Origin of the sequence: Wolbachia endosymbiont (group B) of Melanostoma mellinum (assembly GCF_947251465.1) — a bacterium.
Lineage (GTDB): Bacteria > Pseudomonadota > Alphaproteobacteria > Rickettsiales > Anaplasmataceae > Wolbachia.
Map to the genome: position 1 here is coordinate 390488 of NZ_OX366366.1, position 15005 is coordinate 405492.

Here is a 15005-nt window from a genome sequence, read left to right on the forward strand (position 1 = left end):
TGTATAAATATAGCTGATTTAGTATAAATTTATTGAAGTAAATTTGTGATTATATTAAGTAATTTGAGTCATAATACTGTATTCGGTATTGAACTGGAGTTTTACACTGAGGGAATAAAAAAAGAATATTTATTTCTGAATAGCATCAAAAATAAAATAGCTTCTCTTGGATTTTTTTGTGAGAAAGAGAGTTCTTTAAACCAATACGAGATAAAAAGTGATTGTTATACGAGTCCTGATAATTTAATTATGCATTTTGAGTTAGTAAAAAAATTACTGATTGGAACAGCACAAGAGTTCGATGGTAATGTTTCTTTTAAAGCAAAACCTTATTTGGATAGAGCAGGCAGCGCACTAAATGTACATGTTAGCCTCATGGATTCAAATAATAATAACTTATTTTATGGCAATAAGCAAAAATATAGTGACCACCTGATTCACAGCATAGGTGGATTATGTGCAATGATGAAAAAACATATGTTGTTTTTTGCTCCAAATGATGATTCATATTTAAGATTTCAGTACCCAGATATTCATACTCCAACTACGATTAGTTGGGGAGTGAATAACAGAACTGCTGCGATAAGAATTCCCTATTTTGGCAACGATTCCAAAAGATGCCGCCTAGAGCACCGTGTTCCTGGAGCAGATTGTAACCTTGAAAAAGTACTCACAGCAATAATTGAAGGTATAGTTTTTGGTATAGAGAACAAAATTGCTCCGCCAAATAGAGTGTATGGCATTGCATCTGATCCTCAATATAAGATGGAGAGTTTGATATAGCAACTACCTGTTAAACCCTAACCCATTAAACTCCTTTGAGGTAATTGGCCATTCTAGCACTTTCCTCACATCATTATTTACATTCCCATACTGTAATAGCAAGTCTGCAGCAGATAGTTTCTGCGTACTTTTAGATGATCCAAGCCCTATATTGGTAAGGTTGCTCGGTGGCTGCTCAGGAAGTGGATTACCAAGTGCATCCATGTGTTTAGGTAAAGGTTCCATAACAATATTTGTAGCACTAGAAACGAAATGACTATCTTTAGTATCAGCACTTTTAGAAAGTGAATTACCTTTGAAATCCATATGTTTAGGTAGTCCATTTTTCATTTCTTCTTCTGCCCTTTTATTTTTTAATTCTTCTTCTAGCTCAGTTTCAGTTCTTTTTGGTTCTTTTACGGTATCTTTTTCTTCACCTTCATCAACACTGCTATACCCTTCATCTTCTGACATATCATCAGTTTTAACAGACTTAGCTCCTGCTTTATTAAGCAATGAAAGTAATGCGTAAGTAACTGCAGCAGCAGTAACTATAATGGCTATCTTTGCAGCAATGTGAATCACTGTTAAAAATACTAAAGTTGATGAAACACCAACCAACCCAGATATGATCACTTTATTCTTGCCTTCTATCACACTTAAAACTGCTACCATAATAATCCCTCAAATACCATACTAAAGTCATATTATATAGAAATTTTCTTACGCTTGCAAAACTGTAAAAATTTTAATCATTTACATAAAGCTATATGAGGATTAATTAATATATAATTTATCTTAGCTATAATATGATATAAATACGTATAATGTTTGGCATGAAAAGCTTACTTGTAGAGAGGAATAGAACAGTAATATTATTGCTTATCGTGATTTTTACCTTCGGCTCATACACTTATATAAAGATGCCAAGAGAAAGCAATCCTGATATACAGATTCCTATAATTAGTGTATTTGTCGGGTTTCCTGGTATTTCTGTCGAGGATAGTGAAAAGCTATTAGTGCTTCCTATAGAAAATGAACTAAGATCCATCGAAGGTGTAAAAGAATTGAGAGCTTTTGCAACTAATGATGGTGCTCACATGATAATCGAATTTAGAACAGAGTATAATAATAAAGAAGTGCTCGATAATGTCCGTTCAAAGCTTTTAAACATAAAATCAAAATTACCTATTGAAGCAGAATCTCCGATAATCAATGAAATAGACTTGAGCTTATTTCCGATACTAAACGTTGGCTTGATTGGTAATTTGCCGGAAAGAACTTTAACTGAAATAGCACGCAAACTAAAGAAAGAAATAGAATCTCTGCCAAATGTTCTTAAAGTTGCAGTAGCAGGTATGCGTAAAGAAACAGTGGAAGTTATAATTGAGCCCACAGTTCTAACAAAATATAACATTCAATCAAATGAGATATTTCAAGCTATATCAAACAACAACAGATTGGTAGGAGCCGGATCACTAGAAAATGATACCGGTAAATATTCGATTAAAATATCAGGGTTATTAAAAGACATAGAAGATATTATGAATATTCCTATTAGATCTCAAAGTGATGCAGTTTTGAGAATCAAAGATATAGCAAAAGTATACCTTGGGTTTGAGGATCACCAAGGATTTGCTCGTATTAATGGACTACCTAGCATTGTACTAGAAATTTCAAAACGTAATGGAAAAAACATAATAGACACGGTAAATCAAGTAAAATACTTAATGGACAAAGCAAAAGATCAATTACCTGAAAATTTAAAAGTAGTTTATTTGAATGACCAGTCAAAAAATGTACGTGATGTGCTTGACGACTTGGAAAATGGTATAATATTTGCCGTATTACTAATATTAACCATAATAATGCTCTTTATGGGAACAAGGGCTGCTATTCTTGTTGCACTATCAATACCTGGCTCCTTTCTAATAGGAATAATGGCTCTTTACCTCATGGGTATTACTCTAAATATAGTTGTGCTCTTCAGTTTAATTATGGCAGTTGGCATGCTGGTTGATGATGCAATTGTAATCAGCGAATATGCTGATAGAAAGATGATTTGTGGCATGGATAAAGTAGAAGCCTTTTGCACCTCAGTTCATGATATGTTTTATCCAGTTTTATCATCAACATTGACTAAATTAGCAGTGTTTTTCCCTCTGTTACTCTGGCCCGATACAGTCGGTAAATTTATGCAGTACATACCAATTACAATAATTCTAACTTTAACTGGATCGCTAATTATGGCTTTGGTTTTTATACCAACACTTGGTGCAATATTTGGTAAACCTTCCATAACTTCAAAAAAAGAAATAATAAGAATGAGTGCTATAGAAAGTGGTGAGATAAAAAATACTGGGCTTATAATAAGAACTTATGTACGTATGTTAGAGAAAGTCTTAGATCACCCCAAAAAATTTGTATGTGTTGTTGTGTTTGTTTTATTTTTGTCTAGTATATTATATTTTACTTTTGGTCCTGGATTAAAGTTCTTTCCGAATGTAGATTCAGATAACATTTTAATCAGCGTTAAAGTAAAAGAAAGCTTATCAGCCAAAGAACGAGATTTGATACTTAAGAAAGTAGAAGAACGTATTTTGGGTGTTGAAAAGGAAATTTATGTTTTTTATGCTCGATCAGGAAAATTTTCAGACAACGTTATTGCCAAAATTCAATTGGAACTTGTAGATTGGCTCTGCAGGCGCAAAGCTACGCAAATACTAAATGATATAAGGAGTAGTGTACAAAACATAAAAGGAGTAATAATTGATGTACAGGAACAAAAGTCAGGACCATCAGCTGACAAGCCAATACAAATTAACTTAAGCGGAAGTGCATCCAACTTGAATTCAGTAGCAGAGAAAATCCTAAAAATTATGGACCAACCTTCATCTGGATTTATAAATATTCAAGATAGTAGATCAGCACCTGAAATAGAGTGGAATATGAGTATTGATAAGAGTAAGGCTACAAGCTCTGGAGTAAGTGTTGCAACCATCGGTGATTTTATAAAGATGGTTACAAATGGAGTATTAATTGGAAAATATAGACCAAATAACGCAGATGAAGAAATTGATATTGTACTACGCTTTCCCAGAAAGAATCGCAACATGAAAACTATAGATAACCTTTTTATTAATACAGCAAATGGACCATATTCTATGAGTAGCATAGTGAAATACGTTCCCGAAAAAAAGGCAAATAAACTAAGTAGGATTGATGGATCACGCACAGTAACAATCTCTGCTGACGTTGATACTGGCTATCTTGTTGATGAAAGAGTTAAGTTCATTCAAAATTCGATTACTCAAGACTGTAGTAAAGGAGTAAAGATTGATTTCAAAGGTGATAAGGAAGATCAACAAAAATCAGGAGCATTTTTATTAAAGGCTTTTATATTAGCAATTACATTGATGATATTGGTGCTAGTGGCACAGTTTAACAACATATACTATACATTTATCGTAATGACAGCAGTGTTTTTATCAACGACATGTGTATTTTTCATTTTCTTTCTTATTCAGAAAGTTTTTGTAGTTGTCATGTGTGGAGTGGGGATAATTGCTTTAGCAGGAATTATAGTGAATAATAATATACTATTGCTTGATGCCTTTCATCAGCAAATTAAGGTGCGCAAAAATAACATTAAGCAATGTATAATAAACGCTTCAATTTCTCGCATCAGGCCAATACTACTTACCGTTGCAACTACAGTTCTTGGTTTAATACCGATGATTACTAGGTTAAATATCAGTTTTTTTACGCTACAAATCACATATGATGCTCCATCAAGCCAGTGGTGGGTTGATATTTCAGCAACCATAGCAAGTGGAATATTGGCTGCAACGGTCTTAACTTTACTCTTTACTCCGGCGTTGCTTGTCATACAAAGACATGAAAAAACTTGACTTAAATTAGCAATCATTTAACATTTAAGATAGCGTTCTTTACCTGTTGAAGCTATAATTATAACTAATTAAATTGGATTTATTTATATGATTGCTAATCGTAAAAGCAGTGTTAAGCAGAAAAGCAACAAGAATAACATAGTTGGAAGCCTTGATGTAATAAAAACAGCGGGAGAGCTCTCACTTCAAAAAGGTTTGGATTTTAATATTATAATAAATGCACTTAAAAGTGCTATCGAAGCAGTAGCTCAACAAAAGTATGGTAGCAAAAGTAAAATTGTAGTTAATATAGATAGAAACACAGGCAAAGTTACCTCATATAGACAACTAAAAGTCATTAATGATGAATCAAATGAAAATGAGTGTGACTTAATTAAGTTGACACAAGCTAAGTTAATAAAAGAAGATGCAAAAGTTGGAGATACTATTAGTGAGTTGATTTCTCTTAACACTGATCTTGTTTCAGCAAGAATTGCCCAGCAAAAGATTTCTGAAATAATCAAAAATGAAGAGTTAAAAAAGCAATATGAGGAATTTAAAGATAAGGTAGGAGAAATGAGGTATGGCATCGTTAAACAAGTAGAATATTCAGATCTTATTATAGACATAAACGGAATTGGAGCATACCTCCCTTTACGAAACTTAATTGGTGGTGAGTCATTTCGTGAAGGCGATAAGGTTAAAGCTTACATACAGGCTGTTAAGCGCTCTGACGATGGACGTCAAATCATTCTTTCTAGGACTCATGAAGGCTTTTTAGAGGCATTGTTGAATCAAGAAGTACCAGAAGTTGCTGACGGATTGATAACAATTAAAGGTATAGCTAGAGACGCTGGTTCAAGATCTAAAGTTGCTGTTTTTTCATCTGATAAGAATATCGATCCAGTAGGTGCTTGCGTTGGAGTTAAAGGAGATAGAATAAAAACTATTATACACGAATTAAACGGTGAAAAAATCGACGTCATACATTACTCATCAGATTTGGGTCAATTTGTTATTAAAGCCATTACTCCTGCAGAAGTATCAAAGGTCATTATTGACGAAAATGAAAATTGTATAGAGTTAATAGTTGCTGAAGATCAATTGAGTTTAGCTATAGGAAAAAAGGGTCAGAATGTAAGATTAGCTTCAGAGCTTGTTGGATGGAAAATTGAGATATTAAGCACTCAGCAAGAATCAGAAAGAAGAAACAAAGAATTTAGTCAATGTTCAGTTTTATTTGCTGAAGCTTTAAACTTAGAAGAGATTATGGGCCAATTATTGGTAACAGAAGGTTTTTCAAGTGTAGAAGATATATCTAACACTTCAATTAAGGAACTTGCTTCAATAGAGGGCTTCAATGAAGATATTGCAAATGAACTTCATAATAGAGCAAATAATTACCTGAAAGCAGAGAATGATAGAAAAATAGAAGAGCTAAAAAATTTAGGTATGGAAGACGATGTAATCAACTTAGCCTTATCAATAGATAATAAAATTGCTCTTAGTAAACATAATATTAAAACTTTAGAGGACATAGCAGATTTATCAAATTATGAGTTTTGTAGCATACTCTCTTCCTCAACTAATAATAAAGAGAATCTAAAAGATACAGCAGATTTAATAATCATAGAAGCACGTAAAAAGCTTGGATTAATATAAAAACAATATGAATAATGAAGATATCAGTAATAAAAAATTAACCCTACAAGGCTTAAGCAAGCTTAAATTAGACATTAATTTAAACTCTTTAGATAGTCAAAGTACTGGTACTACAATAGTAAAAAAAAGAAGAAAAATTCATTCTGCAGAAGAATATAGTTTATTTGACGAGAGTAAATTAGGCTCTTTAACTGAAAAAGAACAAATTTCCCGCATTAATGCTGTACAGAATGCTACTTTGCTGAAAGAAAGGAATCAGAGAGAACAAGAAGAGAAAATAAAAAAAGAAGAAAGCAATCAAGAAGCTGAAGATAAAAATGAATCACACTCTGTACCTAAAGAAATAAATAAGGAAGTTTTAAGTAATACTAACTCAGTTGAACAAAAAGAAGATAGTATTGAATATGAGAACAATGATAAAAAGTCTTTTAAAGCTAGCAAAGATATATACTCTAAGCATTCTAAGCTAGTAATTACACAGGCAATAGATGAAAGAAATGAACACCTCCCTGTATTTAAGAAAAAATTTGGTATAAGAAGTAAACAATCAAAGTTTACTAAGGGTAAAAATATAGCAAGAGAAGTTATTATACCAGACAAAATAACTATCAGGGAGTTATCTATTCGTATGGCAGAAGATAGCAAGAGTGTGCTAAAAATGCTCAAAGAAGAAGTTGGGGAGAGCTATAGAGTAGATGATCTAGTAGATCCAGATATAGCATGCGAAATAGCAAAAAAATTTAATCATACGGCTAAACGAGTAAGTGATGCTGATAAAGAAAAGAATTTACTCTTCATAAGCAACAGAGAAAACTTACCTAAAAGACCAAAACCACCTATCGTTACTTTTATGGGACATGTGGATCATGGTAAAACATCATTGCTTGATGCATTTCGTGAATCCAATGTTGCAGAAAGAGAGTCAGGTGGCATCACTCAACATATAGGTGCTTATCAATTAACGACAAAAAATAAGCAAAAAATTACTTTCATTGATACACCAGGGCATGAGGCGTTTACTGCAATGCGTGCACGTGGTGCCAATATTACTAATATAGTTGTGATAGTAGTTGCAGCTGATGATGGAATCATGAAACAAACAGTTGAAGCAATAAACCATGCAAAAGCAGCAAATGTCTCTATTATAGTTGCCATTAATAAAATTGATAAATCACAACCTGGCGATGTAGAAAGAATAATTAATAGTTTGCCTCAGTATGACCTCATCCCCGAAGAACTTGGTGGTGATGTTATAATTGTGCCAGTATCAGCAAAAAAGAAAATCAACTTAGATAAACTAGAAGAGGCAATTTTATTAATTGCTGAATTAATGACGCTAGAAGGAATAGAGGATTGTCGAGCACTTGGATGGGTAATAGAGTCCAAAATAGATAAAGCTAAAGGAATATCAGCTACATTAATAGTTGAAGAAGGGACATTAAAGATTGGTGACATATTGGTAGTTGGTACAACATACAGCAAAGTACGCAGTATGGTTAATCACCTTGGTCAAAGAGAAAAAGCGGCACTACCTTCTACTCCAGTTGAAGTTACTGGTTTAAATGGTGTACCAAATGCTGGAGATAAATTTGTTGTTGTAAACTCTGAAAGGCAGGCTCGTGAAATTGTTGAATACAGGTTAGAATTAATCAAGAAAAAGCAAGAAGATTTAGACGACAGTAATTTAGATATATTCAGTCGTAATGATAGTGAAACAGAAGAACTATCTGTAGTTTTAAAGTGCGATGTCACTGGTTCTATTGAAGCAATATCAAGCTCAATTGATAAGCTTGGTAAAGAGCAAGTGAAATTAAATATTCTACACAAAGCAGTAGGAGGAGTAACAGATTCAGATGTGCTGCTTGCAGAAGCATCAAGCGCAGTAATTTTAGCTTTTAATGTAAAAGTGGATTCAAAAATAAGAGAATTAGCAAAACAAAAAGGTATAGAAATACATACTTACAATATAATATATGAGCTTATTGAAGACATGAGGATGTATCTAACTAAAATGTTAAAGCCTGTTACACGAGAGGTTCGTGTTGGTTCTGCATCTGTAAGGCAAATATTTAATGCATCCAAAGCCGGTAATATAATCGGATGTTATGTCACTGATGGAGTTATAAAAAAAGATTCTTTAATTAAGGTAGTACGTGGCAGCAAATTGGTGCATGAAGGAAAGTTAAAAGCACTACGTAGATTTAAAGATGACGTTAAAGAAGTAGGTGTAAACTTTGAATGCGGAATATCGCTAGAGGGTAATATCGATATTAAAGTTGGAGATATTTTGGAAGCTTATCAATTAGTGCAAGAAGAAAGGACGTTATAGTAGTTGAATATGAAAAAGGAAATTAGAAACCTAAAAGTAGCATCGGTATTACACAGGGCAATATCAAAAGTCTTAATGGAAGGTAATGTTCTTAATGAAAAAGTAGTAGTATCTGATGTAAAGCTAAGCAAAGATTTGAAGAAAGCAGATGTATATATTGTGTTATCTTCATTAAACATCCAAAATGATAATGATGATATCAGCACTGTTGTTAATGAAATGAACCAATCTGCATGGTCAATACGTAAATCTATATTGTGTTATGTTGATTTGCGATTTATACCTGAGTTAGTTTTTAAGCCTGATTTAGCATTCGATAATTTTGTCAATGTAAGCAAAATATTACATAATCACACTTAATTAATGTATTTCAACCATTATTTCTCATTAATGAGAATACACAGTTTAACAGGTTTATGGCTTGTGCTATTTTCTAGCTTAAGCGGCATTCTTTTAGCCTCAACTTCTCTATCGTATCAGGCTCTTTTTCTCCTTGTTTTGTTTACTATAGGTGCATTTTTAATGAGACCCGCAGGGTGCATAATCAATGATATCTTCGATAGAGAAATAGATGCGCACGTTGAACGAACAAAATATAGGCCACTTGCAAGTGGTGCATTAAACATAAAGCAGGCTTTGGCTTTACTTTCACTGTTACTGTCTATTGCCCTGGTAATCTTATTATTAACCAATAAAACTACTCTTATACTTGGAATAATTTCAATGTGCATGATAGTTATCTATCCCTTGCTAAAGCGTTACGTTTGGTGGCCACAATTATTTTTAGGGTTTACTTTCAACATGGGATCACTCATGGGTTCAGCAGCAATAACAAACCAGATTAGCATAGAATCCTTGCTATTTTATATAGGATGCGTCTTTTGGACGCTTAGTTATGATACTATATACGCTCATCAAGATAAAAAAGATGATGAGAAATTAGGAATGAAATCTACTGCATTATATTTTGGCAATACAACAAAATCTTGGTTGAAAAGATTTTATTTAATATCCTTAATGGCATGGTTGTACGCTGGTATACTATCATCATTAAATAACATCTTTTATATTGCTTTACTTGCCATAGGATTCATATTTCACCACCAACACAAAAATTTCAATCCAGACGATTCTAATCAATGCATGTCCATATTTAAAAATAATTCCCAGATAGGACTCTTGCTCTTTTTCGGTATCCTTTTAGATAGAATTGTAAATTCTACTTTTGTATCCGTTCAGATGCATGGCTAATGTGTAAATATCGAAGCAAAAATGTTGTCATTCCAGTGTCAAGTACTGGGATGACAGAGAAAGCATCATATTGGAATGACAACATTTATTTCTATGGCTGTCTTTTCTACCTTATTTTGTCACCCTGCTGAACGGATTCTACTTTTTAGAACATATCTTGAAAGGAAATCAGGAAGATAATATGATAGGATCAGTAAAAAATATATCCAGGTGATGTAAGTGATAAAGAATGGAAATTTCTTGAGCCAAGAGTTGCACAAGGTGTGGCCAAGAAAGCACAAAATAAGAACAATTATTAATGTTATACAATACATAATGAAAGGTATTTGCCAGTAGAGCAAAAGATTTTCCTCTATGGAAGACAGTGTATGATTATTTTTTTAGGTGGCGTAATAGTCACACATTGCTTGAATGCATACAAAACAAAGGCTGGTGTGCCCATTGATGTTATAAGATCAAATTACCAACCTTTTACTAGATGAAATCAAAAAGCTAAGGAATTAAGCCTTACCTTGATTTATTAAACCTCTATCCTGAATTAAATGACCTTGAACAGAAGTATTACTTAAATAACTTTGAGGCTCTAAGTTTATTTGCTGTTCTTCAACTTCTAATGTACTATCTCTATTGTGTAATATCTGTTGCATTGATTGATTTACTATTAAATCTAGTTCCTTATTAAATATAACCATAAATTTGTTAAACTTCTTTGGACTTAACTTACCTGCTTCTCTATCGTGGCATGCTTGCTCTACATATGAGTTTAAAACTCCTGAAATGTCATTAAACTTACCACCCGTGATTTTTGCAGTAACCTCTTTCTGCATTTCTACACAATCAATATTTAACCGATGCATTGATATCCCAATTTTTAATGCAGCTTGCTCTACTACTTTCTCAAATTCCTCTATAATATTTAATGCATAGCCCTGTGCTTCTAATGGTGATATAGACTGAACTACTGTGGAAATATACTTCTGACCTGTGATTTTCCTTATAAATACATCTAATAAAAGAAGTATACCGTTGTTATCAATACCTTGAACTGTAATAGCTTTAGAAGGTTCCATACTTATAGCTGCCTTAAAAGGAGAAGAAACGTATCCGTTCAGAGGTGTGGTTTAAGAAACAACAGCTAGCAGGTTTTGAAAAGGGTTTAATTCCTTTTGTTTCCAAGTCAGATACAACGAAATTATCCGCTCAAGAAATCTATTCCCTCGCTCTGACTGTGCAAAATATGAATTCTTACGATAGACAACATAATGCCGTATCTGTCGCTCAACATGGTTATTCGTTAATGGAATATTCTCTGGGTCATCCAAAAATGTCCACATCATTGACTCGGATTTTATAATACCCTTTACCGTTCGTGAAGCTCCTTTTGCTTCAAGTATATAAGATATTTTTATCATGCAGTACTGTATGTATCTTCGTAATTCTTTAGCTTGCTTAGTGAACTTTGAAATACTAATTTCATTTTCTGACAAAGCGTTTTTTAATACAAACAATCCATTAGCTGCGTCTTTTAAACAATGGCTAAGTCTCATTACTTCACTATTCCAACTATGAGATAACCTCTCGAAATTTCTCAATAAGTGAGCCCAACAAATTTGTCGTTTTTCATCACTGAAGTGGTTGTAAACTGCATATCTGTCAGTAATTACCAGGTTTTTGTAATCACAAAATGCACTATTCTTTAAAAATTTCATTCCTCTTGTATCTGCTAACTTCATAAGACTTGCTTTATTGTTGGCAAACATCCAGCACCATCCCAATTTGCCTTTGTTGTAGTGACTGGTTTCATCAATATGCAAAATTTCGCTTGCTTTTATTTCTTCCTCTATTTGTTCATAGGCTTCTTTACATTTTGACGAAACCCTTGCTTCACTATTGGACACACTACCAACACTTATACTCATGTTAAAGATGTCTTTCATAATATTCGCTATTTCTCGCTTTGAATTCTTATAAAACCCACTTAGTGATGCAACTACTGACTTAACTCTAGGACCAAAGGTATCCGGTGTAACTCCTTCTGGTAATTTGCTACTCCTTCTTTTTCCGCATTTACGACAGCGACCATGTTCTAATTGATACTCAACTACGTAAGGCTTAATTTCTGGTAAATCAACTTTTTGATAGACATATGGTTTTTCCGATATTGCGATTTCTTCACCACACTCGCATCTATTTGGTAACTCTACCTTCACCACCTCATCTGCTTCCATTTTAGCTCGGCAATTCCCCTTATGTCCAACTTGACCACCTATCTTCCTGCCGCCCTCTGACTTATCTTCTGGTGTGTCTTTTTTTATTTTGTACAGCTCTTTTGAACTTGGTAAAGATGAATTCCTTGAGTTTAAGCCGAGTCTCTCTCTTAGTTCAGCATTCTCTATTTCTAAGATTTTATTTTTTTCTTCAAGCTTTGCTACTTTCTGCTCTAAGTTTTTACATAACTCTACAATACTGATCAACAATTGAAGCATCTAGCCTTACTTTACTATCAACATTTTGTGTTATTACTACTTTAATATATTATGTCAATTGTTTTTTATCCTTGCCACACCTCTGAACGGATACGAAGAAACAAACTGAAAAATACCTTTAATAGTATCTACCGTAGTGTAAGCAAAAATATTGATAAATGAAGATGGCTTACTTGTTCCGCTTGTAACTCCTATTTTATCAGGACCTATCTTATCATTTTGCAACGAATTTTCATCTTCTTGTGCAATACTGAGGCGATTATGGACACGTGTTGATAGGGAGCTGCTTTCTTCTTGCAAGTTAAGATGTTGGGTGATTTCTTCATTTCTTCTTATTCTTTCTTCTAGAAGGTTTCGTATTTCTAAGCTGTTTTCTTCATTAAGCGTATTTGCTACGGCTAAAGCTCCTCTAGCATCAACATAATCACTTTTATCAAGAATGAGCTTAACTACACCCAAATTGCCACGAGCAGCTGCAGTATGCAAAGGTGTCCAACCATTCTCATCTTTAGCGTTAACATTAGCACGCTTATTTATAAAAAGACCAGCTACTTGTAAATTATCATGAAGAGCAGCCCAGTGCAGAGGAGTAGCGCCATCATTGTTCTTAGCATTAACATTGGCTCCTTTCTCTATAAGCTTTTCTGCTGTACATAAGCAACCATTAAAAAAAGCAGCATAGTGCAGAGGGACATTGTCATATTTATTCTTCTCATTAACATTAGCCCCTTTCTCTATAAGCTTTTCTACTATACTGACATTCTGATTAAGAGCAGCCCAGTGCAGAGGAGTACCGCCATGATTATTCTTAGCATTAATATCAGCTCCTCTCTCTATAAGCTTTTCTACTACCTGTAATTTATCTGCAAGAACAGCTAAATGTAGAGGAGTATTGCCTCTATTGTCCCTGGCATTAACATCATCCCCTTTATTGATAAGATCCGCAACTTGATTAGCATCTCCACTACGTACAGCAGCAAATAATTCATTAATCATTTAACCCTCGATAAAAACCACTCAATTTCAAAGTAAGAAAAAAATCTTTTTCTGAATAAAACAGCTACCTCATAATATAAAGAAAAATATTTTCACTATCATGTTTATTATACATAAAAAATTAATAGCTCAATATACTTTTCATAAAATACTCCATCTCTAAAACTTGTCAATCCCTATTTAGAAGTTTTTTTGATAATCTTTAATGAAAGTTCTTAACGAATTAATACTGACTTAATAGTATATATTACTAAAAATTTAAATAAAACAACCATTCCCAACAACTAAAACCGGCTAGTGAGAGAAGAGTTCGTTTTGGGATGGATTGGTCTGTTGCTGGAACTCAAGAACTGCTGCAAAAGGAAAGCCCCAGTTTTCATAGTAATTATGATATTAAAAAATCACGTTTAAAAATACTTTATACAAGTGAGAAACACCTCTTTTTGTTTTTGCAGCAGGTTTCCATGTATCCCTCTTTAATTAAGAGACTGACTAGCTCCTTGAGTTTGTTCAGTTTTTGGGTGATGAAGATTGCTGTTTACACCCTCGTTTCCAATTGTCTCTACAAACGCCTGTAATTTTAGTTTAGGAGCGTACCTCTTTTCAACATTAAAGTCTACAAAGTAAAATAGTGTATTATTTCGGACTCCTACTCTTTCTTCTTTAAAGTCATTTTTGTGCACCTCAAAAAATCTCTCCATGCCAAAGAATTTCGCCTTTTGAAAATCATATCTATAATGTGTTGATAGAAAATCCACCAATGGTTTATTATTGTGCAGGAAAATTTCTTTTTTTACTTCATCAGCCTTATTAATTAAAATATGTGCATATTCTGGATATAGCTTTTTTAAATTCTCTTCATTATCAAATTCATTACGTACGTTTTCATTTTGCTCCCATATGCCAGCCATTTTATTAACGTCATTTTCCCTCAAAAAGTCATATAGTGACTTATTTCTTTCTTTAATCTTTTTAACTTCTTCTTCACAATTTTTAAGATGCTGTAAATAATTGTTATACCTCTCGGTTGAAGTGGTTATAAATTCATTTTTCTTTTGTAAATTTTCCTCACTTACATATAAGCCAGCAACTTCTAGTCTTGCTATGTGATTTAGTATAACCTCACAAATATCTGTAAAGCCTATTTCAGTAGCCCGATGCAAAGGAGTTTTTTTATTCTTATCTTTTGCATTAATATCTGCTCCTAAGTCTATTAGAACTTTTACTATCTCTGTATAACCCTTTACAGCAGCTATATGCAAAGGAGTTCGTTCATCCTCATCTTTTGCATTAATATCTGCTCCAGCTTCTATTAGAACTTTTACTGCCTTTGTAGAGGAATGTTCAGCAGCAGCATGCAAAGGAGTTCGTTCATTCTTATCTTTTGCATTAATATATGCTCCAGCTTCTATTAGAACTTTTGTTGTCTCACTTTCATCTCGAAATGCAGCTATATGCAAAGGAGTCCATCTCGTTTTGTCTACTGCATTCACATTAGCTTCAGCTTCTATTAGAACTTTTACTATCTCTGTATAACCCTTTACAGCAGCTATATGCAAAGGAGTTTGTTCATCCTTATCTTTTGCATTAATATCTGCTCCAGCTTCTATTAGGTATCCGTTCAGAGGT

11 protein-coding genes and 1 pseudogene are annotated in these 15005 nt (G+C 33.3%); 6 read left to right on the forward strand and 6 right to left on the reverse strand.

Annotation, left to right across the window (positions count from 1 at the left end):
* Positions 1–45: 45 nt before the first annotated feature.
* Positions 46–783, forward strand: coding sequence for a type I glutamate--ammonia ligase (locus tag OPR42_RS01710; RefSeq protein WP_007302792.1), 738 nt, complete (start codon positions 46–48; stop codon positions 781–783).
* Between the two features lie 3 nt (positions 784–786).
* Here the strand turns inward: OPR42_RS01710 and OPR42_RS01715 are convergent, their stop codons facing one another.
* Entirely contained in the window at positions 787–1437 is a 651-nt protein-coding gene (locus OPR42_RS01715) for a hypothetical protein (protein ID WP_265041625.1), read from the reverse strand.
* A 161-nt stretch (positions 1438–1598) separates the two neighbouring features.
* Between OPR42_RS01715 and OPR42_RS01720 the strand changes: the two genes are divergently transcribed.
* The 5 genes from OPR42_RS01720 to ubiA all read left to right on the forward strand — a co-directional run bounded on the left by OPR42_RS01720 (position 1599) and on the right by ubiA (position 9894).
* Positions 1599–4673 carry an efflux RND transporter permease subunit gene (locus OPR42_RS01720; RefSeq protein ID WP_265041627.1) on the forward strand — a complete coding sequence of 1025 codons (3075 nt, stop codon included), beginning with the start codon at positions 1599–1601 and terminating at the stop codon, positions 4671–4673.
* Positions 4674–4760: 87 nt separating this feature from the next.
* Positions 4761–6314: a transcription termination factor NusA gene (gene nusA / locus OPR42_RS01725; protein WP_265041629.1), complete on the forward strand. Its 1554-nt coding sequence runs from the start codon at positions 4761–4763 to the stop codon at positions 6312–6314.
* A 7-nt stretch (positions 6315–6321) separates the two neighbouring features.
* Complete coding sequence (gene infB, locus OPR42_RS01730; protein ID WP_264704615.1) at positions 6322–8643, forward strand: translation initiation factor IF-2; 2322 nt, start codon at positions 6322–6324, stop codon at positions 8641–8643.
* Between the two features lie 9 nt (positions 8644–8652).
* The gene (locus OPR42_RS01735; RefSeq protein WP_006015187.1) at positions 8653–9003 is read left to right on the forward strand and encodes a ribosome-binding factor A; all 351 of its coding nucleotides are present in this window, start codon (positions 8653–8655) and stop codon (positions 9001–9003) included.
* A gap of 3 nt (positions 9004–9006) precedes the next feature.
* A complete protein-coding gene (gene ubiA / locus OPR42_RS01740) occupies positions 9007–9894 on the forward strand; it encodes a 4-hydroxybenzoate octaprenyltransferase (RefSeq protein WP_108784240.1) in 888 nt (295 codons plus the stop codon).
* A gap of 500 nt (positions 9895–10394) precedes the next feature.
* On the opposite strand, the gene OPR42_RS01745 is transcribed toward ubiA, so the two are convergent.
* From OPR42_RS01745 to OPR42_RS08795, 5 genes and pseudogenes are all read right to left on the reverse strand, one after another.
* A complete protein-coding gene (locus OPR42_RS01745; RefSeq protein WP_265041632.1) occupies positions 10395–10964 on the reverse strand; it encodes a latrotoxin-related protein in 570 nt (189 codons plus the stop codon).
* A gap of 51 nt (positions 10965–11015) precedes the next feature.
* Positions 11016–12368 (reverse strand): IS66 family transposase, encoded by a 1353-nt coding sequence (gene tnpC / locus OPR42_RS01750; RefSeq protein WP_265042338.1) that lies wholly within the window; start codon positions 12366–12368, stop codon positions 11016–11018.
* Positions 12369–12434: 66 nt separating this feature from the next.
* Positions 12435–13376 carry an ankyrin repeat domain-containing protein gene (locus OPR42_RS01755; protein ID WP_265041633.1) on the reverse strand — a complete coding sequence of 314 codons (942 nt, stop codon included), beginning with the start codon at positions 13374–13376 and terminating at the stop codon, positions 12435–12437.
* A gap of 476 nt (positions 13377–13852) precedes the next feature.
* Entirely contained in the window at positions 13853–14935 is a 1083-nt protein-coding gene (locus OPR42_RS01760; protein ID WP_406848674.1) for an ankyrin repeat domain-containing protein, read from the reverse strand.
* A pseudogene (locus OPR42_RS08795) lies at positions 14936–15001 on the reverse strand (hypothetical protein); the annotation flags it as partial.
* Between the last annotated feature and the right edge of the window lie 4 nt (positions 15002–15005).